Annotated in this window: 24 protein-coding genes and 1 pseudogene; 16 read left to right on the top strand and 9 right to left on the bottom strand. The window is 73.4% G+C overall.

Going from position 1 to position 22,105, the window contains the following annotated elements:
* Window position 1: 1 nt before the first annotated feature.
* Both AB0B76_RS40315 and AB0B76_RS40310 read right to left on the bottom strand, forming a co-directional pair.
* Entirely contained in the window at window positions 2–1,147 is a 1,146-nt protein-coding gene (locus AB0B76_RS40315) for a phage tail sheath subtilisin-like domain-containing protein (RefSeq protein ID WP_360385630.1), read from the bottom strand.
* A 48-nt stretch (window positions 1,148–1,195) separates the two neighbouring features.
* Window positions 1,196–2,020, bottom strand: a complete 825-nt coding sequence (locus AB0B76_RS40310; RefSeq protein ID WP_360385628.1) for a Pvc16 family protein — start codon at window positions 2,018–2,020, stop codon at window positions 1,196–1,198.
* Window positions 2,021–2,329: 309 nt separating this feature from the next.
* Here AB0B76_RS40310 and AB0B76_RS40305 point away from each other — a divergent pair, with 309 nt between their 5' ends.
* A complete protein-coding gene (locus tag AB0B76_RS40305; RefSeq protein ID WP_360385626.1) occupies window positions 2,330–3,232 on the top strand; it encodes a BTAD domain-containing putative transcriptional regulator in 903 nt (300 codons plus the stop codon).
* Window positions 3,233–3,370: 138 nt separating this feature from the next.
* The gene (locus AB0B76_RS40300; RefSeq protein ID WP_360385624.1) at window positions 3,371–4,978 is read left to right on the top strand and encodes an MOSC domain-containing protein; all 1,608 of its coding nucleotides are present in this window, start codon (window positions 3,371–3,373) and stop codon (window positions 4,976–4,978) included.
* Window positions 4,979–5,060: 82 nt separating this feature from the next.
* Here AB0B76_RS40300 and AB0B76_RS40295 read toward each other — a convergent pair whose 3' ends face one another.
* Complete coding sequence (locus AB0B76_RS40295; protein WP_360385622.1) at window positions 5,061–5,204, bottom strand: hypothetical protein; 144 nt, start codon at window positions 5,202–5,204, stop codon at window positions 5,061–5,063.
* Window positions 5,205–5,327: 123 nt separating this feature from the next.
* On the opposite strand from AB0B76_RS40295, the gene AB0B76_RS40290 reads away from it, so the two are divergent.
* The 5 genes from AB0B76_RS40290 to AB0B76_RS40270 all read left to right on the top strand — a co-directional run bounded on the left by AB0B76_RS40290 (window position 5,328) and on the right by AB0B76_RS40270 (window position 9,996).
* Complete coding sequence (locus AB0B76_RS40290) at window positions 5,328–6,140, top strand: polysaccharide deacetylase family protein (protein ID WP_360385620.1); 813 nt, start codon at window positions 5,328–5,330, stop codon at window positions 6,138–6,140.
* Window positions 6,141–6,201: 61 nt separating this feature from the next.
* Window positions 6,202–6,378 (top strand): hypothetical protein, encoded by a 177-nt coding sequence (locus AB0B76_RS40285; RefSeq protein ID WP_360385618.1) that lies wholly within the window; start codon window positions 6,202–6,204, stop codon window positions 6,376–6,378.
* Window positions 6,379–6,405: 27 nt separating this feature from the next.
* Window positions 6,406–7,614 carry a M20/M25/M40 family metallo-hydrolase gene (locus AB0B76_RS40280; protein ID WP_360385616.1) on the top strand — a complete coding sequence of 403 codons (1,209 nt, stop codon included), beginning with the start codon at window positions 6,406–6,408 and terminating at the stop codon, window positions 7,612–7,614.
* Window positions 7,607–9,244, top strand: coding sequence for an acyltransferase (locus AB0B76_RS40275; RefSeq protein ID WP_360385614.1), 1,638 nt, complete (start codon window positions 7,607–7,609; stop codon window positions 9,242–9,244). Before AB0B76_RS40280 ends, AB0B76_RS40275 begins: the two co-directional genes overlap by 8 nt.
* A 5-nt stretch (window positions 9,245–9,249) precedes the next feature.
* A complete protein-coding gene (locus tag AB0B76_RS40270; RefSeq protein ID WP_360385612.1) occupies window positions 9,250–9,996 on the top strand; it encodes a class I SAM-dependent methyltransferase in 747 nt (248 codons plus the stop codon).
* Window positions 9,997–10,000: 4 nt separating this feature from the next.
* Here the strand turns inward: AB0B76_RS40270 and AB0B76_RS40265 are convergent, their stop codons facing one another.
* Window positions 10,001–10,654 (bottom strand): TetR family transcriptional regulator, encoded by a 654-nt coding sequence (locus AB0B76_RS40265; RefSeq protein ID WP_360385610.1) that lies wholly within the window; start codon window positions 10,652–10,654, stop codon window positions 10,001–10,003.
* A 182-nt stretch (window positions 10,655–10,836) separates the two neighbouring features.
* Between AB0B76_RS40265 and AB0B76_RS40260 the strand changes: the two genes are divergently transcribed.
* The 4 genes from AB0B76_RS40260 (at window position 10,837) to AB0B76_RS40245 (ending at window position 14,924) form a co-directional block, all read left to right on the top strand.
* The gene (locus tag AB0B76_RS40260) at window positions 10,837–11,823 is read left to right on the top strand and encodes a YbhN family protein (protein ID WP_360385608.1); all 987 of its coding nucleotides are present in this window, start codon (window positions 10,837–10,839) and stop codon (window positions 11,821–11,823) included.
* A 78-nt stretch (window positions 11,824–11,901) separates the two neighbouring features.
* Complete coding sequence (locus AB0B76_RS40255) at window positions 11,902–13,359, top strand: MFS transporter (RefSeq protein ID WP_360385606.1); 1,458 nt, start codon at window positions 11,902–11,904, stop codon at window positions 13,357–13,359.
* 16 nt (window positions 13,360–13,375) lie between these two features.
* On the top strand, window positions 13,376–13,846 hold the full coding sequence (locus tag AB0B76_RS40250) for a nucleoside deaminase (RefSeq protein ID WP_360385604.1): 471 nt from the start codon (window positions 13,376–13,378) through the stop codon (window positions 13,844–13,846).
* A 337-nt stretch (window positions 13,847–14,183) separates the two neighbouring features.
* Entirely contained in the window at window positions 14,184–14,924 is a 741-nt protein-coding gene (locus AB0B76_RS40245) for an ATP-binding protein (protein ID WP_360385602.1), read from the top strand.
* A gap of 9 nt (window positions 14,925–14,933) precedes the next feature.
* Here AB0B76_RS40245 and AB0B76_RS40240 read toward each other — a convergent pair whose 3' ends face one another.
* Window positions 14,934–17,156 carry an MMPL family transporter gene (locus AB0B76_RS40240; protein ID WP_360385600.1) on the bottom strand — a complete coding sequence of 741 codons (2,223 nt, stop codon included), beginning with the start codon at window positions 17,154–17,156 and terminating at the stop codon, window positions 14,934–14,936.
* A gap of 99 nt (window positions 17,157–17,255) precedes the next feature.
* Between AB0B76_RS40240 and AB0B76_RS40235 the strand changes: the two are divergent.
* The 5 genes and pseudogenes from AB0B76_RS40235 to AB0B76_RS40215 form a co-directional block, all read left to right on the top strand.
* Window positions 17,256–17,594 (top strand): annotated as a pseudogene (locus tag AB0B76_RS40235) (metalloregulator ArsR/SmtB family transcription factor); the annotation flags it as partial.
* Window positions 17,595–17,615: 21 nt separating this feature from the next.
* A complete protein-coding gene (locus tag AB0B76_RS40230; protein ID WP_360385749.1) occupies window positions 17,616–18,080 on the top strand; it encodes an SRPBCC family protein in 465 nt (154 codons plus the stop codon).
* Window positions 18,080–18,745 (top strand): dihydrofolate reductase family protein, encoded by a 666-nt coding sequence (locus AB0B76_RS40225; RefSeq protein WP_360385598.1) that lies wholly within the window; start codon window positions 18,080–18,082, stop codon window positions 18,743–18,745. Before AB0B76_RS40230 ends, AB0B76_RS40225 begins: the two co-directional genes overlap by 1 nt.
* Window positions 18,746–18,855: 110 nt before the next feature.
* Window positions 18,856–19,164 (top strand): hypothetical protein, encoded by a 309-nt coding sequence (locus tag AB0B76_RS40220; RefSeq protein ID WP_360385596.1) that lies wholly within the window; start codon window positions 18,856–18,858, stop codon window positions 19,162–19,164.
* Between the two features lie 4 nt (window positions 19,165–19,168).
* Window positions 19,169–19,681, top strand: coding sequence for a tetratricopeptide repeat protein (locus AB0B76_RS40215; protein WP_360385594.1), 513 nt, complete (start codon window positions 19,169–19,171; stop codon window positions 19,679–19,681).
* Window positions 19,682–19,684: 3 nt separating this feature from the next.
* On the opposite strand, the gene AB0B76_RS40210 is transcribed toward AB0B76_RS40215, so the two are convergent.
* The 4 genes from AB0B76_RS40210 to AB0B76_RS40195 are packed head-to-tail and all read right to left on the bottom strand — an operon-like array spanning window position 19,685 to window position 22,103.
* A complete protein-coding gene (locus tag AB0B76_RS40210) occupies window positions 19,685–19,912 on the bottom strand; it encodes a DivIVA domain-containing protein (protein WP_360385592.1) in 228 nt (75 codons plus the stop codon).
* 52 nt (window positions 19,913–19,964) lie between these two features.
* On the bottom strand, window positions 19,965–20,615 hold the full coding sequence (locus AB0B76_RS40205) for a DUF2278 family protein (RefSeq protein WP_360385590.1): 651 nt from the start codon (window positions 20,613–20,615) through the stop codon (window positions 19,965–19,967).
* An 18-nt stretch (window positions 20,616–20,633) separates the two neighbouring features.
* Entirely contained in the window at window positions 20,634–21,035 is a 402-nt protein-coding gene (gene yidD, locus AB0B76_RS40200) for a membrane protein insertion efficiency factor YidD (protein ID WP_360385588.1), read from the bottom strand.
* A 33-nt stretch (window positions 21,036–21,068) separates the two neighbouring features.
* Window positions 21,069–22,103, bottom strand: a complete 1,035-nt coding sequence (locus tag AB0B76_RS40195) for a substrate-binding domain-containing protein (protein ID WP_360385586.1) — start codon at window positions 22,101–22,103, stop codon at window positions 21,069–21,071.
* Between the last annotated feature and the right edge of the window lie 2 nt (window positions 22,104–22,105).

The following is a 22,105-nucleotide window of genomic DNA, read 5'->3' as shown; positions in this document are numbered from 1 at the left end:
CCTAGCCCTCCTCCACCCGCGCGCCGCCGTCCCAGATGCCGATGCGCGCGATGACGTACTCGGCCGGGCGGACCGGCGCCAATCCGATTTCGACGATGACCTGGCCCAGGGCCCGGGTCGACGCGGGGTTGAGCTCCTCGTCGATCTTGACGTAGAACGCCTCGGCCGGGGTCCGGCCGAACAGCGCTCCGGACTGCCAGACCCGCGTGAGGAACTCGGTGATCGAGCGTTCCAGGCCCTTCCACAGCGCAAGGTTGTTCGGCTCGAAGACCGCCCAGCGCACGCCCGCCTGGATGGAGTCCTCGACGTACGAGAAGAGCCGGCGCACATTGACGTACCGCCACGGCGTGCCGTCGGTAAGCGTCCGGGCGCCCCAGACGAGCGGCGGCCGGCCGGGAAACATCCGCAGCGCGTTGATCCCGCCGTGGTTGAGTGCGCCCTGCTCGTTGTCGTTGAGCTTGTACGTGAGGTCGAGCGCGCCGCGCAGCGGTTCGTTGGCCGGAGCCTTGTGCACGCCCCGCTGCCCGTCGCTGCGGGCGAACACGCCGGCGATGTGCCCCGACGGCGGCTTGGTGAGCGTGGCGGTCGAGCCGGGCGCGGCCGCCGGGTCCCGGATGACGATCCACGGCCAGTACAGCCCGGCGAAGCCGTTCTTGGACAGCAGGCCCGCCCGCTGCTTCTGCAACGGGCCGTCGTTCTTGAGCGGCAGCTGGTCGAGCGCGCCGTCGAGGATCGCGAAGCGGTCGCCCATCGTCTCGCAGTGCGTGATGACCGTGGCCTGCAGGGCCGGATCGACCAGGCCGGGCACGGCGACCAGGCTCACATCGGGCTGCCGGGTGAGCCGGTCGAGCGCCGCCGGCAGGCCGGTCGAGTCCTTGATCGGCACGACGTAGCAGAAGCTGCCGCCGTTGTCGAAGAAGCCGCGGACCGCGAACGGCAGGCTCAGCGTGTTGTCGAATCCGCCGAACACCGTGGTGTACTGCGTCCAGTTGGTGATCGCGACCGGCACACCGAGCGCATCGTTGCTCACCGCCGCCACCACCGTGCCGATCAACGCCGGCGTGCTGGTGCCGGCTCCGGCGATCGGGCCCGCCGGGGTGATCTCCTCGATGTAGACGCCCGGCGCCTTGCTCTCATAGTCGACCATCGACCGTCCCTTCGGTTCGGGTCATCGGATTGGTAGTCATCGCGGGAATCAGGTGTCGGTCAGGATCACGTTGTGCAGCTGGCTGCCGGCCGCGTACGTGATCGCCGTGTGCACGTCGGGATGGCCCGCCCGCGCCACGACCAGGTCGTACGGGCCGAACGCCAGGCCGGGGAAGCCGAACCGGCCGTCCGGCCCGACGGTCTGGCTGAGCCCGCGGCCGGCCAGCGAGACGGTCGCCCCGCCGACCGGGGCCAGGCCCGCGTTGACGACCCGGCCGAACAGCACCGCATCGGTCAGGGAGGCCGGCTCCACCTGCACCCCTTGCACGAGCGGCAGTTCCTCGGCGTCGTCGAAGGGCTGCATGGCGATCGTGACCGTGAGCGAGAAGGTAGGTCGCGGCGCGATCCCCAACGCGCTCCAGAACTGCCCGTCGCTGCGGTCCTCGTTGAGCTGGGCCGCCATCGACGGCAGCGGGTACGGCTGCGGCGGGTCCGCGAGCCCGCCCCGCAGGAAGCCGCGGCCGATCAGCGGAAACCGGTTCAGCCACAGCAGCGCGGACCCGAGCAGCCGGTGCTCCTCCTCCGCCCGCAGCGCGCCGGTCTTCGGGGACCAGGTCGTGATCAGGTACGTACAGTTCATGCGCAGCGGCGGAATCCGCCGCACGGCACCGTCGCCGACCCGCTCGACGAACGGCGCGGGGTCCCGCAGGGTGCGGTTCTCCTGCACCTCGTAGAGGAACAGGCTGACGGTCGGGCGGGGCGGGCGGAAGTCCTTGTCAGGCGTTTCGAAGCTGACGTCGGCGTCGCGCACGTCAGCCGGGGCGGCCGGATCGCCGAGCACCGCCCTCAGAGTGGCGTCGAGATCGTTGAACATTTCCATCACCCCATTCCTGCCCAGCGGGATTTCGTCCCCGCTCACCAGGCTGCAACCCGGGTGTGGACGAAATTGCTGCGGGAATGTGGACGGCCCCGGACGCGACCCGATGTTCCATCCGGTGCCAATGCCTGTCCCGGAATGTCCCCGACTCCACTGTGGACAGAACCTTTTCGCAGCCCGGCGCCGGTTCCCTGGTGCGAACGATGGCATTGCACCGACGGGAAGACGGCAGAACGGTCGACAGACCGTCCGGCCCGCAAGCATCCTGGCCGACAGGTTCGCATCTTGTCACGGGGAGGTCGTGCGATGCTGCGGTTGCTTGGGCCGGTCGAGATCCGGGCGGAGTCGGGGTGGCTGGCCGCCGGCTCGCCGCGCCAGCGCCTGGTGCTTGCCGCGCTGGCGGTCGACGCCGGACGGACCGTGTCCGTCGACGCGCTGGTCGACCGGGTCTGGGGACCCGAGCCGCCGCCGAACGTGCGCCGGACCGTGCACTCCTACATCGCGCGGGCGCGCCGGGCGCTGGAGCGGATGCCGGCCGGGGCCGGCGGTCCGGTGCGGGTCGTCAACGCCGGCGGGGGGTACCGGCTGGACATCGACCCGGAGCGGGTCGACCTGCACCGGTTCCGGCGGCTGGTCGGCCAGGCACGGGCCATGGTCGCCGCGGCGCCGCGGGGAGCCGCATTGCGCGAGGCTGTCGGGCTGTGGCGCGGCGACCCGCTGATCGGCCTCGACGGCTCGTGGGTGGAGCGGGTCCGCCGGTCGTGGCGGCACGAGTGGGTGTCCGCAGTCGTCGCCTGGGCCGAGACCGAGCTCGCGGTCGGCGATCCCGGCGACGCACGGGGCGTGGTCACCGACCTGGTGGCCGAGTTCCCGCTCGACGAGTCGCTGGCCGGCGTGCTCATGAAGCTGCTCGCCGCGGGCGGACGCAAGGCCGAGGCGCTGGAGCACTACACGGCGATCCGCGACCGGCTGGCCGACGAGCTGGGCATCGACCCGGGCCCGGAGTTGCGGGCCGTCCACCGGGCGCTGCTCCGCGGCGAGCTCGACCCCCGGCCGCGCCCGGCCCCACCGCCGCCGGCGCAGTTGCCGTCGGACCTGGCGACCTTCACCGGGCACCGGCCCGCCGACCTGGCCGCCCTGCTCACCAGCGCGGAGCCCGGCCCGGCCGGCCGCCGATGGCCACGGGTGGCAACGTCGTCGACTCCGTGAGCCGGGCCGCGTGCTCACCCGCGGAAGTGGTACCGCCCAGGCTCGCGGGCTGGGATGGTGGCAGGGTGCGGTCGGCTGGTGTGCTGGTGATCGTGTGCTCACTCGAGCGCGATGACAGGTAACGGTCGGCTACGGTCCGTGAACGTCGGGCGGCCCAAGGACGTGGCGTGGCAGGGGCGCACGGTGTACACCGGCGTCTGGAAGCACCCCGTCGACGGCCCGGTCCGGGCGCGCCGGCTCAACCTGGACGGCGACGGGCAGGGCGACACCGCGGGGCACGGCGGCGAGCAGCGGGCCGTGCTGGTGTACCAGCTCGACTCCTACCGGTACTGGCAGCAGCATTTGGGCCTGCGTGACGACTTCGGGCAGTTCGGTGAGAACTTCACCGTCGACGGGCTGCCCGACGACGAGGTGTGCATCGGCGACCGGTACCGCATAGGCGACGCCGAGTTCGAGGTCACCCAGCCCCGGGTCACGTGCTACCGCGTCGGGCTGCGCCTCGGCGTGCCCGAGATGGCCGCGCTGCTCGTGGCCCACCACCGCCCCGGGTTCTACATGCGGGTCATCCGCGAGGGCCACGTCCGGGCCGGCGACGAGATCGTGCGGACGCGCCAGGGCCCCATCACGGTCGCCGAGACCGACGCGCTGCTGTACCTGCCGGGCCGCGACCTCGACCGGGTGCGTCTGGCCGCCGCCGTGCCCGCGCTCAGCCCCGGCTGGCAGGGCTCGTTCCGGGACATGCTCGCCCCGGCGCCCGCCGCCGCGACCGCGTGGGACGGCTTCCGCCCGCTGCGCGTGACCCGGGTGATCCCGGAGAACGCGACTGTCACGTCGATTCACTTCGCCGACCCGCCGGAAGCGGCACGCCCCGGCCAGTACCTGACGTTGCGCCTCCCGGACGGCGCGGTCCGCAGCTACTCGATCTCGAACGACGCGTACCGCATCACCGTGAAGCGCGAGTCGCACGGGACGGCGAGCCGGTACCTGACCACCGAGCTGCAGCCCGGCACGATCCTGGACGTCGCGGCCCCCCGCGGCGACTTCGTCCTCGAGGACGGCCCCGGCCCGGTCCTGCTGATCTCGGCGGGAATCGGCCTGACCCCGGTCCTGGCGATGCTGCACCATCTCGCGTCGGGCCCGAGCCCCCGCCAGGTCTGGTGGATCCACGCCGCTCGCAGCCGCGCCGAGCACCCGCTCGCCGCCGAGACGAGCGCCCTGCTCGCCACCCTGCCCGACGCCCGCGAGCACGTCTTCTACAGCGCCACCGGGGGCCGCCTCACCGCCGAGCGCCTCGAAGCCCTGCGATTGCCGGCGACCGCGACCGCGTATGTGTGCGGCCCCGACGCCTTCATGAAGGACATGCGCACGGCCCTCACCAGGTCGGGTGTCGACCGCATCCGCACCGAACTGTTCACGGCCCGCCCGAGCGTCAACCCGGGCCTGGCCGACCGCCCCGCCCGGCCCCCGCACCCGCCGACGGGCGAGCCGGGCCCCGGACCGCAGGTGACGTTCGCCCGCAGCGGTGTCTCGGCATCGGTACCGGCGGCAGCAAGCATCCTGGACCTCGCCGACGCGTGCGACGTGCCGACGAGGTGGAGCTGCCGCACCGGCGTCTGCCACACCTGCGAGACGCCCCTGCTGTCCGGCTCTGTCGCCTACTCCCCCGACCCGCTGGAGCCCCCGGCGGCCGGCTCGGTCCTGATCTGCTGCTCCCGCCCCACGACCGACGTCGTCCTGGACATGTGACGCGGGACAGCAGTGGCATCAGAACGCCGAGCTGACCTCGCCGGACCGCAAGAGCACGACCGACTGGGTGGGCACCGGCCCGTCAGCCCGCCGCCGCCGGGGTGGACAGGCTCGGCCAGGCGGCCCCGTCGCCGTGCCGGAGAAGTTCGACATCGGCCGGGCGCAGCGGCCGGGCGAAGTGGTAGCCCTGGGCGTTGCCGCGCACCAGCCCCGGTACGCTCGTCACTATGACCACTGACCACTGGCCACGTATCGGCCGCGGCGCGCCCGATCAAAGTGGGATCGTCGACGCAACCCAGACGCACCCGTGCGACGTCTGGTAAATGTGCGTCTGGGGACCAAGGGGCCGGTGGCCGGCATATTGATCGCGGCGGCAGTGCTCCTGCTGGGCACGACCGCCCGCGACAGCGAGCTCGTCAACCGGGCCGCGAGCCCGGCGCCGCCGGCGGTGTCGGCCGTCCCGGTGGCCGCCGCGCCGCCGTCGGCCAGCCCGACGCCCTCGGCCAGCCCGTCGGCGCCGCCGGTCTTCCACACCGGCACCGGGCCGTCCGGCTCGTTCATGATGACCGGCACCCCGGCGGTCGCGCTGACCTTCGACGACGGCCCGGACCCGATCAACACCCCGGCGCTGCTCGCCCTGCTGCGGGAGCGGCACATCCACGCCACGTTCTGCATGGTCGGCTTCCGCGTCCGGGACCGCCCGGACCTCGTGCGGCAGATCTACGCCGACGGCCACACCCTGTGCAACCACTCCTGGCAGCACCTGCTGAACCTGGCCCACCGCGACGACGCCTACATCGACTGGGACCTGAAGCACACCAACGACATGATCCACGCCGCGGTGGGGGCCGACGCGCCGATCCGGTACTTCCGCGCGCCCGGCGGCAACTTCACGCCCGCCCTCGTGGCGAAGGCGCGCGCGCTGGGCATGGACTCGATCTACTGGGATGTCGACCCGCGCGACTGGGAGCACACCCACGACTCGGGCGCGTCGGCGCACATCAGCCGGGTGATCGGCGACATCCAGCACAACACGCGCCCGGGCTCGATCGTGCTGTCGCACGACAACGGACAACCGAACACCATCACGGTGTACCAGCATCTGCTGCCCTGGCTCCAGGAGCGCTTCACCCTCGAAGGCCTCCCCGCCGCGGGACTGTGAGCCACAGGTACAGCGGCGGCAGGACGAGCTCGAGGACCGTCAGCGGGCTCTGGAGCGCAACGTGCTCGCGTCGGTGCTCACCGCCTGGCTGGTCTTCGTGCGCGCCCTCGTGGTCGACTGGCTGGCCGACCGTACCGTCGCCCGGAACGAACTGCGCGCCATCTCCGTCGGCGCGCTCATGGGCGCGCTCGGTAGGGACAACCCTCTACTGTCGACTATGGACGGCCATGATGTGTGAAGGCCCGCGCTTCGCCAGGCTTGACGCATGCCAATCACCCGCCGCGCCGTCCTCGGCGCCGCCGCCGCATCCGCGTTCGTTCCCGTGCTCGGCCGGGGCGGCGACGTCGACGACCTGATCCGGCTGCGCCGCGATCTGCACAGTCATCCCGAGCTCTCCGGCCAGGAGGCGTACACAGCCGGCGTGGTCGCGCGGCGGCTGCGCGCGGCCGGCCTCGAGGTCACCGCCGGCATCGGCGGGCACGGCGTCGTCGGGGTGCTCCGCGGCGCCGGCCGGGGCCGGACCGTCGCCTACCGCGCCGACATGGATGCGGTACCCGCACAGGGCCAGATCCCCGCCGGAGCCTCCGCCGCGCACGTGTGCGGCCACGATATCCACACGACGGTCGGCGTCGGCGTGGCCGAGGCCCTGGCCCGGCAGCGCCGCCGGCTCGCGGGCACCGTCGTCTTCGTCTTCCAGCCCGGCGAGGAGTCGCTCACGGGCGCGGCCGCGATGCTCGCCGATCACGTGCTGGAGCACACCCGCCCGCAGGAGATCCACGCCCTGCACTGCGGCCCGTTCCCGGTCGGGCAGTTCGCCGTCATGCCCGGGTTCGGGCTGCCCGGCCAGGACCACGCCACCGTCACGCTGACCGGCCCCGGCGCGGCCGACCGGGCGACGGGGCTCGCCGCCGCGATGAACGCGCTCGGCACCGTTGGCCTGCCCGCGAGCCCGGCGCAGATGGAGCGGCTCGTCGCCGACGTGCAGATCCCGCACGGCCCGTACGCCGAGTTCGTGTTCATGCGGGCGGCCGCCGCCGGGGAGCGGGTCCAGGTGTCGTACCGCTGCTGGCCCGAGGCCCGCTGGACCGCCCTGCGCGCCGACATCGGGCGGCTCGCCGCGGCGGCCGGGCCGGCCACGGTGGAGTACCCCGGCGACCCGTTCCCGGCGATGGTCGTCCCCCCGGCGGACGACGAGGCGCTGGCCCGGTACCTGCGCCGGACGAACGGCCGCGACCGGGTCGTCGGGCTGCACGCCGCGCTGCCGTACAACGGCGAGGACTTCGCGCTGTTCCTGCGGCGGCTGCCGGGCACCTACACGTTCCTCGGCGTGCGCCGGCCGGGCGCCTCGATCGAGACCGCCTTCCCGCACTTCGGCGCCTTCGACCCGGACGAGCGCGCGATCGCCCACGGCGTGCGCGCCATGGCCGGGTGGCTCGCGCACCGGGCGGTCGGCGATCATGGTGACCATGGATGACTCCGGAGCGCACGACCGGCACCGCTTCGACTACGCGCCGTGGTCGTTCGCGGCCGAGGCGGCGGAGGAGGACCGGGAGCGCCAGCGGGTACGGCAGGAGGCACTCGGGCGGCGGCCGGGGCACCGCATCGGTGCGGAGTGCTTCGTCTCCGAGCTGGCGTCGATCGCCAACGACGAGCTGGAGCTGGGCGAGCGCAGCTACATCGCGGCGTACGCGTACGTGAGCGGCACCCTGCACACCGGCCGCGACTGCTCCGTCAACCCGTACGCGGTGGTGCGCGGCACGGTCCGCCTCGGCGCCGCCGTCCGCGTCGGCGCGCACACGTCGCTGCTCGGGTTCAACCACGGCTTCGCCGACCCCGGCGTCGAGGTGTTCCGCCAGCCCATGGGCAGCCTCGGCATCACGATCGGCGACGACGTGTGGATCGGCTCGCACGTCGTGGTCCTCGACGGCGTGACGGTCGGCGACCGCGCGGTGCTCGCGGCCGGGGCCGTCGTCACCAAGGACGTGCCCGCGGGCGCGGTCGTGGGCGGCAACCCGGCGAAGGTGCTCAAGTGGCGTGTCCGGCCGACGTTCGACAGCGACGTGGCACGGTTCGCCGACGCCGCCCGGTCGCGGGCCACCGCGATCCTCGACCGCTGCTTCGGCGACGACGGGCTGTTCCGCGACACGCCGGGCGCGCCGCCGACCGTGCGGGCCCAGTGCGACGCGATCGAGATCGCCGACCTGCTGCTGGAGACCGCGCCGCCGCAGCTGGACTTCCACGACCAGGTCGAGCGGCTGCAGGGCTGGCAGGACCCGGAGACCGGCATGGTCGGGCCGCTGAACCCGGACGGGAGCCAACGCTCGCCGGAGCCGGGCCTGTTCGACCCCGACGCCGACTACCACGTGCTCTGCGTCGGGTACGCCCTCGACCTGCTCGGCGCCCGCTTCCCCCACCCGATCCGGGTCGTCGCGGACGCCGAGCCGGAGGAGATCCTCTTCGGGCTGCGGAGCCGGCCGTGGTGGACGGACACCTGGGCGTCCGGGCACTGGGTGGACGTGCTGGCCACCGCGATGTACCGCAACCAGGAGCTCGGCGAGCCGGGCCGCCCCGGCGCGGTCGAGACGCTGTTCGGCTGGCTGCTGGCCAACGCCGACCCGAACACGGGCATGTGGGGCTCGCACCGTCCCGACGACGGTCTGCTGCAGGTCGTCAACGGCTTCTACCGCGCCTCGCGGGGCAGCTTCGCGCAGTTCGGGCTGCCGGTGCCGTACCCGGAGCGCGTCATCGACACCGTCCTGCGCCACGCCCGCGACGGGCGCGTCACCCGCCCGGAGCGGCAGAACGCGTGCAACATCCTCGACATCGCGCACCCGCTGTGGCTGACGCGGCACACCGGGTACCGCCACGAGGAGGTGGACGCGCTGGCCCGCACGCTGCTGCGGGACGCGCTGGGCCACTGGACGGAGGGCCTGGGCTTCGGCTTCCGCGCCCCGCACCGCGACGCCGCCGGCGACCAGGCGACCGTCCCGGGCCTGCAGGGCACCGAGATGTGGCTCGCCATCGTCTGGCTCCTGGCCGACCTGACCGGCCAGGCGGACCGCCTCGGCTACCGCCCGCGCGGCGTCCACCGCCCGGCCGGATGACCGCCATGGACTCCTCGACCCGGCGGAACCGGGCCATCTGGGAGGCGGCGGCGCGCAAGTACGTCGACGAGCACGACGAGCTGCTGGAGGAGGCGCGCACCGGCTCGTCGCTCTTCCCGGCCGAGGCCGCGCTGCTCGAGCCGCTGCTGCGGGACGGGCCTCTGGTGGTACACCTGCAGAGCGGCCACGGCCTCGACGACATCGCCCTGGTCCGGGCGGGCGCCCGCCGCGTGGTCGGCGTGGACTACAGCGCGACCACCAACGGGGCGGCCCAGCGCCGGGCCGACGCCCTGGGGTTCGCGTGCACCTACGTGGTGGCCGCGCTGCCCGGCGCGCCGCTGGCCGACGGGTGCGCCGGCCTGGTGTACACCGGCAAGGGCGCCCTGATCTGGCAGCCCGACATCGCGGCGTGGGCCCGCGACGCGGCGCGCCTGCTCCGCCCGGGCGGGCACCTGTTCGTGTACGAGGAGCACCCGGCTCATCCACTGTGGACGTGGGACCTGGACGAGCCCCGGATCCGCGCCGACCGCGGCTACTTCGACCGCAGCTACCTCAGCGACACCTTCCCCGGCGTGGGGGCGACGGTGTGGCTGTGGACGCTGGGCGAGATCGTGACCGCGGTCGTCGAGGCGGGGCTGACGGTCCGGCATCTGTCGGAGTACGCGGAACCGTTCTGGCGCGCGGGCGGCCTCGACGCCGCCGCCTTCCGCGGCCGCCTGCCGAACGCGTTCGCCCTCGTCTGCTCGCGCTGAGCCGTCAGGACTCGCCGGGCCGGAGCAGGACGGCGACGAGGTCGGACAGCGGCTCGGTGAGGTCCTGCTCGGTGGCGGCGACGAGCGGCTCGACGCCCATGGACGAGCGCAGCAGCGTCATGCCCAGGGCCGCCGCCAGCAGGATCTGGGCCCGCAGCAGCGCCGCCCGGTCGCCGGGCGGATGGCCGCCGGCCGCGGTCGCCATACGCTCGGTGATCGTGTGCACGAAGTCGCGGCGGATGGCGTCGGCCCGGCCGTCGCCGGAGGACCGCAACAGCAGCAGGAGCATGTCGGGCAGGCGCCCGTCGTGGGCGGAGCTCGCGATCCGGTGCGCCATCGCGGGCGCGACGGCCGCGGCGGACGTGTTGTCGGAGTCGCGGCGCAGATCGGTGACCGCGGCGGCCAGGCAGGCCTCGAACAGCCCCTCCTTGGACGTGAAGTACCGGTTGATGAGCGCGACGTTCACGCCCGCCTCGTCGGCGATGTCCCGGACCGTCGTGGACGAGTAGCCGTCGCGGGCGAACCGGCCGATCGCCACGTCGAGCAGGGCCTGCCGGGTCTGCTCCGCGTTGCGGCGGCGGCGCACCGGCGCGGGGCCACCCGGCGCGCGGCCACCGGGGTCGGCGGGGACCGCCGCGTTCTGACCTGCTCGTGCCACTGGTCGTCCTCTCGTCCGCAAGCAGCGTAACGCGACCGAATCCCCGTAGTAAACAATCGCTTACTTTCCGGACGCACCGGGGGCCGTGTGACCCAGGACTCATCCGCTAGTAAACGCTTGTTGATTTGACGCATGATCCGACGGTAAGTCAGCAACTGTTTACTAGGGCCGGGGAGGGTGCCGTGGCTCGGCATCGCGCGGCGCGCCGGTACGGCCTGCGAGCCCTGGCCATGGTGGCCGCCGGCGCCGCCATGGTGTTCACGCTGCGGGGACGCCTGCCGGACCCCGGGACGGTCGCCGGCGTGCTGGCCGGCGCCAACGCCGGCTGGCTCGTCCTGGCCTGGTCCGTGCAGAACTTCTCGCAGGCGGCCTTCGCCCGCCAGCAGCGGGCCCTGCTCGCGGCCCTCGACGTCGACATCTCCCGCCGGGACGCCCTCGCCATCACCTACAGCCGCTCGGCGATGAGCCTGGTGCTGCCGGGCGGTTCGGCGGTGTCCGCGGCCTTCGCCCTGCGCCAGTACCGCCGCCGCGGCGCCAGCACCGCCGTGGCCGCCACCGCCACCGCACTGTCCGCGGTCGCCTCGGTCGTCGGGCTGGCCCTGCTCTACACGGCCACGGTCGGGCCGCCGGCCTGGGCGCACTCACCGGCCTGGCACGTCGCGCCGCCGGTCGGCATGCTCGCCGTGCTGCTCGGCGTCCTCGCGCTGCTGCGGCGGCGCTCGGCCCGGCCGCCGGGACCGCCGGTCGCGCACCGCCACCGGTGGCGGTGGGCCGCCCGGCTGCACGAGGAGGCCCACAACATCGCCGCCGTGGCGCGGGCCGTCAGCGTCGGGCAGCTGGCCGTGCCGGTCGGGTACGCCGCCCTCAACTGGCTACTGGATCTCTGCTGCCTGATCGCCGTCGCGCACGCCTGCGACCTGCCGCTGACGGCGTTCCAGCTCGCCACGGTGTACCTGGCGGTGCAGGTGGTGCGGCAGGTCCCGCTGACACCCGGCGGCATCGGCCTGATCGAGGCGAGCCTGCTCGCCGGCCTCGTCACCGCCGGAGCGCCCCAGTCGGGTGCGGCCGCCGCCGTGCTGGCGTACCGCCTCATCTCGTGCTGGCTCGTGCTCCCCGCGGGCCTGCTCGCCTATGTGCGCCTGCACCGCCGCGACCAGCGGCGGGTGTGACGTAAACGGCTGTTGACTTACGCCTGACGCGGGCCATACTAAGTAAGCAAGCGTTTACATCTAGCCCCGGGGAACGTCATGAAACGGAACGCAAACCTGCTGGTCGTGTACCTGTCCCTGGGCGGCCTGTCCTTCGCCGTCCTGCAGTCACTTGTCGCGCCGGCCCTGTCGACCATCGGCCGGGACCTCGGCGCCTCCACCGCCGACACCAGCTGGGTGCTCACGGCGTACCTGCTGTCGGCCTCGGTGCTCACCCCCATCTTCGGCCGCCTCGGCGACATGATCGGCAAGCGCAAGGTCCTCATCGGGGTGCTGGTCGCCCTGGCCGCGGGAACGCTCCTGGCGGCGCTCGCGCCGAGCCTCATGGTGCTGGTCCTCGGGCGGGTGCTGCAGGGCGCCGCCGGGGCGATCCTGCCGCTGTCCATCGGCATCGTGCGCGACGAGCTCCCCCACGAGAAGGTCAGCGTCACCGTCGGCCTGCTCTCGGCCATCTTCGGCATCGGCGCCGGCGTCGGCATCGTCGCGGCGGGGCCGATCGTGGAGCACCTGTCGTGGCACTGGCTGTTCTGGCTGCCGCTCGTCCTCGTCGTCATCGCCCTGCTCGGCGCGATCTTCGGCATGAAGGAGTCTCCGGTGCGCACTCCCGGGCGCCTCGACGTCCTCGGGGCCGGGATCCTGTCGGTGTCGCTGGTGTCGCTGCTCCTGGCGATCAGCAACGGGCAGAAGTGGGGCTGGGACGACGCCAAGACCGCCGGCCTGCTCGTCCTCGGCGTCGTCACCCTCGTCGCCTTCGTCCTGGTCGAGCTGCGGGTGAAGGAGCCCCTCGTGGACATGCGCCTGATGCGGCGGCGCGGCGTGTGGACCACCGACCTGGTCGCGGTCATCCTCGGCTTCGCCATGTTCGGCGCGTTCGTGCTGATCCCGACCCTGCTGCAGCTGCCCGCCGCGACGGGGTACGGCTTCGGCAAGTCGGTGTCGCAGTCCGGCCTGTTCCTGCTGCCGACCGTCCTCACCATGGTCGTGTTCGGCCCCATCGCGGGCACGCTCAACCGCAGGTACGGCCCGAAGCTGCCCCTGTTCCTCGGCGCCGTCGCGGTCGTGGCCGCGTTCACGCTGCCCGCCCTGAGCCACGGCGCGATCTGGCAGATCCTCGCCTCGGGCATCCTGACCGGCGCCGGCATCGGCCTGTCCTTCGCCGCCATGTCCAACGCCATCATCGAGGCCGTTCCCGCCGCCCAGACCGGCGAGGCGACGAGCGTCAACACCATCGCCCGGACCATCGGCAGCAGCATCGGCACCGCCGTCGTCGCGGCCGTCATCACCTCCAACAGCACGGCCCGGGGCCTGCCCGCCGACGACGCGTTCACCATCGGCTTCGGGGCCTGCGCGGCCGTCGCCGTCCTGGCCGTCGGGGCCGCCCTGGCGCTGCCCTCGGCCCGCAAGCGCCACCAGCAGTCCGTCGCCGCCGGCGTCACCGACCTGCCGCCCGAGCCCGAGGAGCTGCACGTCCCCTTCGTCCACCACGGCCGGCGCTGACGTTACGCTTTCTGACGTGCTCACCGCCGCCGATCGGGCGTACCTGGAGCGGGCCGTCGCCCTCGCCCGCGAGGCCCGCGAGCGCGGCGACCACCCGTTCGGCGCGCTCCTCGCCGCGCCCGGCGGCACGGTGCTCGAGGCGCGCAACAGCGTCGTCACCGGTTCCGACCCGACCGGGCACGCCGAGACCAACCTGGTGCGGCTGGCCGCGGGCCTGGACCGGGCGACGCTGAGCGGCAGCACGCTGTACACCAGCACCGAGCCGTGCGCGATGTGCTCCGGCGCCATCTACTGGTCGGGCATCGGCCGGGTGGTGTTCGCGCTCTCCGAGGCCGACCTGGCCTCGATGGTCGCGGAGGAGGAGGGTGTACCGCCGCTGCGCCTGCCCTGCCGTGAGGTCTTCGCCCGCGGCGGCCGCCCGATCGCCGTCGAGGGCCCGGTCCCGCTGCCCGGCGCGGTCGCCGTCCACGAGGGCTTCTGGGCCTGACCGGGCGCTCAGCCCCGGAGGGGCCCAGGGCGGTCGCGAGGCGGGCGGTCAACGCCACGATGGCGACGCTGCGCTCGACCCAGGAGGCCGTCGACTCCCTCGTGCGGGAGCAGACCGTGTCGGTACCGGGGCGACGTTAGGTATTTGCAGGGCCTCACTCCTTCGCCGTCGTGCGAACGGTCAGCTTGTGCAACGTACCGCCTGCAACTTTCGCTTTCTGATTGCGTAGTCCGCTCAGCGGCCGGAGCATATCGATGGGCAGCGCGCCAACCATCTGACCAAATCCGGCCGGACCACTGGGCGAGGACATCCGAACATGCTGGAAGCAGCGGTTACCATGCGCGACATCGTCGATCTGGCCGTGGTCGAGATCGTGGCCCGAGGGCGGTGGACCTGGCGACTGCGGGTCGATCTGCTGGCCGCGGTCCGCAAGGCGCTGGCGCAGCAGCCGCGCGCGCTGGTGCTCGACGTCGGGGGGCTGCTGGACGTCGACCGCGCGCTGACCCCGACGGTGCTGCTGGCCGAGCAGCAGGGCGCCGTGCAACGCCCTCGGGTACCGCTCGTCGTCGTCGGCGGTGCGGACCACGTGGCCCGGCTGCACGCCAGCGGCGTGGCCAGCCGGGTCCCCGTCCACCGGGACCGGGCGGTGGCCGTGCACCAGCTCGCGGGCACCACGCCGCCGTTCGGGCGGGCCCGCCTGCACCTGCAGCCCAGCGTGCTGTCCCCGTCGGAGGCCCGCAACCTCGTCGACGACACCTGCCGCGCCTGGGGCCTGCTCAGCCTGCTGTACCCGGCCCGCCTCGTCATGTCCGAGCTGGCCACGAACGCGGTGGACCACGCGGGCACCCCGTTCACCGTGACGATGACGCGCCGGGCCGCCGACCTGGTGCACCTCGCCGTGGAGGACGAGGTGCCGGCGCTGCCGCGGATGCGCGTCTGGCCCAAGGAGGTCACGGTGACGGCGGCGATGCGCGGCAACGGCCTGCGCCTCGTGGCCGGGGCGGCGACGGCCTGGGGCTGCGACCGTACCGCCCGCGGCAAGGTGGTCTGGGCCACCCTGCGCGCGCGGCCGGTGTGAACGGGGAACTCAGCCGGCCGGCACCTCGACCGGCTCGCTGTCGACCGGCTCCGGCTCCGGCGCGACCGTCGAGCCGAGCACACTGAGCAGGGCCGGGGCGAGCAGCGACCGTACGACGAACGCGTCGATCAGCACCCCGACGGACAGCGCGAACGCCAGCTCCCGGAACGGCCGCAGCGGCACGATGAGCAGCAGGCCGAAGCTCACCGCCAGGGTGAACGCGGCCGTGCGGATCGCCCGCGCCGAGTGCGGCAGGGTCAGGGCCAGGGCCTCGCGCAGCGGCCGGGTGCGGGCCTCGCGCCAGGCCGGGCCGATGCCGAAGATGTTGTAGTCGGAGCCGAGCGCGACAAGCAGCACCGCCGCCGCGAACGGCACGTAGAACGTCAGCCCGTCGGCGCCGAACACGTCCTGGAACAGCCACGTGGTGAGCCCGAGGGTGGCCCCGATCGCCAGGACGCTGCACGCGAGCAGCCCGATCGGCGCGAGCAGGGCCCGCAGGAACAGCATCAGGAACAGCAGGTTGGCCAGCAGCGCGGCGATCGCGATCCGGCCCAGGTCGTGGGTGGTCTGGTCGACGATGACCCGGGCGACCGCGGTGTCGCCGCCGAGGCTCGCCTGCACGCCGTCCAGCCCGGCCGCGGACAGCAGGCCCGGCAGGTCGCGATCGAGCCGGTTCAGCGTCTGCACGGCCCGGGCGCCGAGCGGCTCGTCGGCGAGGATCAGCACGTACCGGGCGGCGGCGCCGTCGGCGGAGCGGAAGACGTCGTAGCCCTTCGGCAGGTTGGGCGTGGTCGGGCCGAGCACGGCGGCGACGCCGGGCTCGCGGGCGAGGGCCTGCTGCAGCTTCCCGAGCTCGGCCTCGCGGCCGCCGACCGCGTTGCCTTCCAGGAGTACCTCCGTGGGCGAGAGGATCCCGTCGGCGAACCCGGTCTCGGCGGCGGTCGCGGCGGCCCGTGCGGGGCGGTCCGCCGGCAGCGCCTCGACGAACGACACCCCGAGCTTGATGTGTACCAGCGGCAGCGCGGCCACGACCAGCCCGGCCGTGCACACCAGCAGCATCGGCAGCGCGAACCAGCGCCGGGTCAGCAGCCGCGCCCACCAGCGGCCGCCGGCGGGCGCGCTCACCGGCGGCTCGGTGGGTGCGGTACGCCGCAGCGGTGACCAGAACGCCGCCCGGCCCAGGATCGCCAGCAGCGCCGGGACGAGCGTGACGGCCACGAGCACGCCGATGAGGATGGCCAGGGCCATGCCCGGGCCGAACGCGCGGAACGCGGGCGAGCCGGCCACGATCAGGGCCCCGGTGCCGGCGGCCGCGGTCAGCCCGGCGGTGGCGATGATCGGCGTGAACCGGGCGGTCGCCTGCCGGGCCGCGTCGAGCCGTGTCTCGCCGGCGGCCAGCGCGCGCCGGACCGCCGAGAGGTAGAACACCACGTAGTCGGTGACGACGCCGAGCAGCAGCGCGACGAGCAGCGGCTGGGTTTCCTGCGGCACCGGTACCCCGAGCTTCAGCGCCAGCGCCCCGCCGACGTGCAGGGTCAGCAGGGTCGCGACGCCGGCCACCGTGAGTGCGACCAGCGGGGCGACGATCGAGCGGAACGCGACAGCGACGATGAGGAACACCGCCGCGATGGTGATCAGCTCCAGCCGCGACACCGACGACTGCACGATCCGCGCCTGCTCGACACGGGCCGGTACCGACCCGGTGATGCCCACGACCTGGTCGTCGGCGTCGTAGTGCGCGGCGACGAACCGCTCCGCGGCCTCGACCTGCCCCGCGAAGTTGACGCTGGGGTCGGTGAACAGCAGCGTCACGATCGTGGTGCCGTCCTCGGCCGAGCCCGGGAACAGCCCGAGCGTGTTCATGACGGGAACGGCCGCCCGGATAGGACCGGCGTCGGTGTACGTCCCGTCGCTGACCGCCTGCGCCCGATCGATCGCATCGGCCTGTGTCTGCTTCGGCAGCCCCTGCGGGTTGCGCTGCACCACCGCGACCCGGCTGAGCAGCGGGAACCCGAACTTGTCGAACGAGCGCAGCTCGCTGCGGATCGCCGGGTTGTCGGTGGAGACGAGCTGCTCCAGGTCGCTGCCGCCCTGCCCGACGGCCGGCAGGTAGACCACCGAGGCCACGGCCGCCGCCGCCCACCCGCCGACCACGAGCCACCGCAACGCCACGACGAGGGTGGCGTACGCCCGCGGCAACAAGCTCGGCCGCCACCTGCTGCGCATCTCCATGCCCCGCGTTGTGCCCACCCATCGACGCGCGAAAACGGCCATGTCCCGTTCGTGCGAAGTCACGGTTGACGCATTCCGTTATAGGCATATGATGGCGCCATGGCACGAGCGGCGACGACCTCGGACACGTTCAACGCGATCGCCGAGCCGCAGCGGCGGGACATCCTCGTGCTGCTGCGGGGCGGCGAGCGGGCCGTGACCGCGCTGGCGCGGGACCTGGGGATGAGCCAGCCCCAGGCGTCCAAGCATCTGCGGGTGCTCCGCGAGGTCGGGCTGGTGCGCGTCCGCGAGGCGGGCAAGCAGCGGCTGTACGGCCTGGACGCCCGCGGGCTGCGGCCGGTCCACGAGTGGGTGGGCGGCTTCGAGAAATTCTGGAACGAGACCTTCGACCGAATGGACGAGTACGTGCGAAGTCTGAAACAAGGCGGGGCGGGGGAAACCACCGCGGACCGCGAGATCGTGCTCTCCCGGGCCATCGGCGCCCCCCGGGAGCTGGTGTTCGAGGTGTTCACGCAGGTCCGGCACCTGTCGCAGTGGTGGGGACCGGCAGGGTTCACGACCACGACGCGGTCCTTCGAGTTCCGCGTCGGCGGGGACTGGGACTTCGTGATGCACGGGCCGGACGGGACCGACTACCAGGAGTGGATCACCTGGACCGAGATCGTGCCGCCGGAGCGGATCGCGCTGGTGCACGGCGAGTCCCGCGACGACCCCAACGCCTTCGAGTCGGTCCTGACCTTCGAGCCGGCCGGCGAGGAGACCCGGATCGTGATGCGCACGGTGTTCCCCACCAAGGAGCTCCGGCAGGAGGCGGTGGAGAAGTACCACGCGATCGAGGGCGGCCGGCAGACGCTGGACAACCTGGCGGCCTACGTCGCCGAACTCACCGGGAACGAGACCACACCGAAGGGAACGCAGAGCTGATGGCCGGAAAGGTGTTCTTCAGCGTGACGATGTCGCTCGACGGGTTCATGGCGCCGGAGACGGTGTCCGTCGAGCTCGCCTTCTCACCCGCCGGTCAGAGCGACCCGGGGGTCCAGCGCTGGATGACGAAGTGGTCGGAGCTGCAGGCATGGCTGTTCCCGCAGCGGTGGTTCCGGGAGAACCTCAAGCTCGGCGAGGGCGGCGAGGAAGGTATCGACAACGACGTCGCCCGGGCGACGTACGAGCGCACCGGCGTGAGCGTCATGGGCAAGCGGATGTTCGACGGCGGCGAGCTGGCCTGGCCGGAGGAGGCGCCGTTCCACACCCCGGTGTTCGTCGTCACCCATACGAAGCGCGAGCCGTGGGAGCGACCGGGCGGCACCACCTTCCACTTCGTCAACGACGGCATCGCCAGCGCCCTCGAACAGGCCCGCGAGGCCGCCGGTGACCGCGACATCCGCATCGCCGGCGGCGGCGAGACGATCCAGGAGTACCTGGACGCCGGCCTGATCGACGAGTTCTCGGTCACCCTCGCGCCCGTGCTGTTCGGCACCGGCATCCGCCTGTTCGACCGCGTGGACCGCGACCGCATCTCCCTCGAGCAGACCCGCTCGGACGCGTCGTCCCGGGTGACCCACCTGACCTACACCGTCGGGAAGCGGTAGCCGGCGGCGCAATATCGGCGGCCCTCGGGGCAACCCGGGGGTGCCGGGCGGGAAACTCGGGAAGCCCTTCCCGATGCCGGCGCACGGCCCCGGACGGCAGCCTCGATGGTATGTCAGACCTTGTTCGCCGCGCCGGATCCGGCCTCGTCGGCGTGGTCGCCGCCCTCGTCGCCGGGGGCGGGGTCGCGGCCGGCTCGCCGCCTCCGCCGGAGGGGTCCGGCGCGCCCGCGCGCACGGTCGTCGTCGCGGTGCCCGACCACGATCGCGACGCCGAGATCCTGCACCTGTTCGTGGCGGCCGCGGCCGGGGCGCTCCTCGCGGGGCTGCTGCGGCGCCGGCCGCCACGAGCGTCCGGGCCCGGCGTGATCATCGACCTCGACCCCGGCCGCCGGCTCGCCGGGGGCGTCGGGCAGCCTTGATCGCATGAGTACGTGGGAGCAGCGGGTGCAGGGCGCGTGGGCGTCGATCGACGAGTACGAGGGGCGCGAGGACGCGTTCCGGGCGCTGATCGACGGCCTGGCCGGCGAGCGGCCCGCGGGCGATCCCGTCGCCGCGTTCGAGCGGGGCAGTGCGTGGGACTCGACCGGGCACTCCGACCGGGCCGTCCCGCTGTACCAGGAGGCGCTCGCGGGCGGGCTGGGCGGGTACCGGCGCCGCCGGGCCGTGATCCAGATGTCCAGCTCGCTGCGCAACGTCGGGCGGGTCGAGCAGGCCGTCGCGCTGCTCGAGGCCGAGCGCGCCGTCGACCCGGCCACGCTCGACGAGCCGACGCGGGGTCTCGCCGACGCGGTCAGCGCGACGCTCGCGCTGTGCCTGGCCGACACCGGGCGGGAGCGGGAGGCGGTGTCGATCGCCGTCGCGGCGCTCGCCCCGCACCTGCCGCGCTACCAGCGCTCGATGGCCAACTACGCGCGCCGGCTGGTCGAACCGCAGTAGGTTTCAGTCGCGGTCGTCCGGGCGGCCCTTGGCGATGCGCCGCAGGTAGTGGTCGACCTCCTGCTTGTTGTACCCCCGCATCGAGGTGTGGAAGGTGACGGCCTGGGCCTCGGCGCGGGCCTCGGCCACCCGGGCCGGATCACCGGAGGCGATGGCGGGGTTGGCCTTGTCCACGAACGCGTCGACCTCGGTGCGCTCGTAGCCGCGGAACTCGTTCGCGAAGTGCGTCATACCTGCGAGTGTGCGCCTGCCCCACCCGAACCGCACACACCGTCCGCCAAGGTCACGCCGGATGGCCCCGGTCGTCGGTGTGGAACGACTGCGACGTGAACTTGTTCTGGAACACGTCGTAGCGGCCGTCCGGGCGCTCGACCATGGTCACGCCGTCCTGCCAGGGGTCGTTTTCGTCGTACCACTGGCTGTCCGCCGGATCGCCCTGGTTCTGGTGCACGTTGTGCACGCCCAGGCCCTCCGTGAACGGCTCGCCGAACACCACGATCCGCGCCCCGACCACGAGGATCGCCTCCAGCGCGGTCGCCGCGTCCAGGTTCGAGCCGGTGCTCCAGCCCTGCCGGCGCACGAAGTCCTCGAGCCCCGGCGCGAACGGGGCCAGGGCGGCGAGGCAGCCCAGCGCCGGGCGGAACGCGGGGTGCCGCTGGTAGTCCACGGCGCCGCCGGCCGCGCTCATGGGCAGCCGGTGCAGCCCGGCGGGCCGGCCCGACAGCACCGGCAGCTGCGCCGGGTGCAGGGTCCGGGTCCGCCACTGCACGCCCGTGGTGGTGTGCTTGCTGTCGACGTCGACGGCGCAGCGGTACCTCCCCGCGGGCGCGGTCACGTCGAGGTTGACGTGGAACCAGCGGCCCTCGTTGTCGGGGGTGTCGCGGCGGTGCCCGGTGAGCGTGCCGAGCAGCACGCCGTACTCGTCCAGTGACATGCCGTCATTGTGCCGTCTTTACGGCACCGGGTCGTGGGTGCCCCGCGGGGTCGACGGGTTGCAACGCCTGATCCGCGCGGCGGTCAGGCGCGAGCCCTCGACCAGGCCGTAGCGGCGCACCGCCTCCAGGCCGTAGTTGCTGCACGACGGGGTCTGCCGGCACCGGAACGGCAGGTGCGGCGACAGGAACCGCTGGTAGCCGCGGATCGCCACCACGCCCGCGCGGCCCGGGCCGCTGGTGCGGCGCCGCGGCGGGCGGGTCGGGGCCGCGATCGCCATCATCGTCAGCAGCGAGCCCAGCATGAACGGGTTGCAGTCGCAGCCGTCGCAGAAGTCGAGGTCGAAGTCGCAGCCGCTGAGGTCACAGTTGGACCAGCCCTGCCACCAACGCCGCCTCGGGTTCGTCACCGCCTCGTCCACGCCCGGCATTGTGCCCAGCGGCGGCGGCGGTGATCAAGACCGCTGTACCGGATCGGACAACGGGCCCGTGCTCCCCCGGACCTTCAGTGTGGTGGCGAGCTCGACGCCCAGCTGCGGCGGCTGCTCGCCGCGGCCGAGGGCGAGCGCGAGCTCGGTCGCGGCCACCGCCATCTCGATCAGCGGCTGGTGCACGGTCGTCAGCGGCGGGTCCATCAGGGCGGCCACCGGCAGGTCGTCGAAGCCGACCACGCTGAGGTCGTCGGGGATGCGCAGGCCCCGCTCGCGGGCGGCCTGGTACACCCCGAGGGCCTGCAGGTCGTTGGCCGCGAACACCGCGGTGGGCCGGTCCGGCCGCGCGAGCAGCTCCCGCCCGGCCGCGAGGCCGCCCTCGAGGGAGAGCTCGGCCCGCACCAGCAGGGCCGGGTCGGCCGGCAGGCGCTCGGCGTCGAGGGCCGAGCGGTAGCCGTCGAGGCGCGCGCGGCAGTACAGCACCTGGTCCGGGCCGCCCACCATGGCGATGCGGCGGTGGCCCAGCCCCGCGAGGTGGCGGGTGGCGGCGCGGCCGCCGGACCAGTTCGTGGCGCCGACGAAAGGTACATCGTCGGGCAGCTCGTTCATCGGGTCGAAGACGACGAACGGGATGCCGCGGGCCCGCAGCTGGTCGCGCTGCTCCTGGGTCAGCTGGGCCACCGTGACCACGCACGCCGGGCGGCGCTCGATCGCGTCGTCGATCCAGTAGCGGATGGCGCTGCCCTGCGGGCCGAACTCGGTCAGCACGACGCCGACGTGGTGCTTGCGGGCGACCCGCTGCACGCCGCGGATGATCTCGGTGCCCCACAGGTGCTCGAGCTGCTCGAACACCAGCTCCATCAGGTCGCCGCGGTTGGGCGGGGCCGGGCGCCGGTACCCGAACTCGTTGACGAGCGCCTCGACGCGGGCCCGGGTCTCGGCGGCCACACCCGAACGCCCGTTGATCACCTTCGAGACGGTCGGCACGGACACACCGGCGGTCTCGGCGATGTAGGCGATCGTCACCGGCGTGGACGGGTCGGCCCGCGTCGAATCCATCC

It is taken from the genome of Dactylosporangium sp. NPDC049140, from assembly GCF_040648435.1.
Note: the sequence above shows the minus strand (reverse complement) of the source record. Positions and strands in the feature narration are given on the sequence as shown.

Bases quoted from the DNA above. Each gene is read 5' to 3' on its own strand.
- AB0B76_RS40315 (WP_360385630.1), bottom strand. From the start codon at position 1,147: ATGGTCGACTATGAGAGCAAGGCGCCGGGCGTCTACATCGAGGAGATC.
- AB0B76_RS40310 (WP_360385628.1), bottom strand. From the start codon at position 2,020: ATGTTCAACGATCTCGACGCCACTCTGAGGGCGGTGCTCGGCGATCCG.
- AB0B76_RS40305 (WP_360385626.1), top strand. From the start codon at position 2,330: ATGCTGCGGTTGCTTGGGCCGGTCGAGATCCGGGCGGAGTCGGGGTGG.
- AB0B76_RS40280 (WP_360385616.1), top strand. From the start codon at position 6,406: ATGCCAATCACCCGCCGCGCCGTCCTCGGCGCCGCCGCCGCATCCGCG.
- AB0B76_RS40275 (WP_360385614.1), top strand. From the start codon at position 7,607: ATGGATGACTCCGGAGCGCACGACCGGCACCGCTTCGACTACGCGCCG.
- AB0B76_RS40270 (WP_360385612.1), top strand. From the start codon at position 9,250: ATGGACTCCTCGACCCGGCGGAACCGGGCCATCTGGGAGGCGGCGGCG.
- AB0B76_RS40255 (WP_360385606.1), top strand. From the start codon at position 11,902: ATGAAACGGAACGCAAACCTGCTGGTCGTGTACCTGTCCCTGGGCGGC.
- AB0B76_RS40245 (WP_360385602.1), top strand. From the start codon at position 14,184: ATGCGCGACATCGTCGATCTGGCCGTGGTCGAGATCGTGGCCCGAGGG.
- AB0B76_RS40240 (WP_360385600.1), bottom strand. From the start codon at position 17,156: ATGGAGATGCGCAGCAGGTGGCGGCCGAGCTTGTTGCCGCGGGCGTAC.
- AB0B76_RS40225 (WP_360385598.1), top strand. From the start codon at position 18,080: ATGGCCGGAAAGGTGTTCTTCAGCGTGACGATGTCGCTCGACGGGTTC.
- AB0B76_RS40220 (WP_360385596.1), top strand. From the start codon at position 18,856: ATGTCAGACCTTGTTCGCCGCGCCGGATCCGGCCTCGTCGGCGTGGTC.
- AB0B76_RS40215 (WP_360385594.1), top strand. From the start codon at position 19,169: ATGAGTACGTGGGAGCAGCGGGTGCAGGGCGCGTGGGCGTCGATCGAC.
- AB0B76_RS40210 (WP_360385592.1), bottom strand. From the start codon at position 19,912: ATGACGCACTTCGCGAACGAGTTCCGCGGCTACGAGCGCACCGAGGTC.
- AB0B76_RS40205 (WP_360385590.1), bottom strand. From the start codon at position 20,615: ATGTCACTGGACGAGTACGGCGTGCTGCTCGGCACGCTCACCGGGCAC.
- AB0B76_RS40195 (WP_360385586.1), bottom strand. From the start codon at position 22,103: ATGGATTCGACGCGGGCCGACCCGTCCACGCCGGTGACGATCGCCTAC.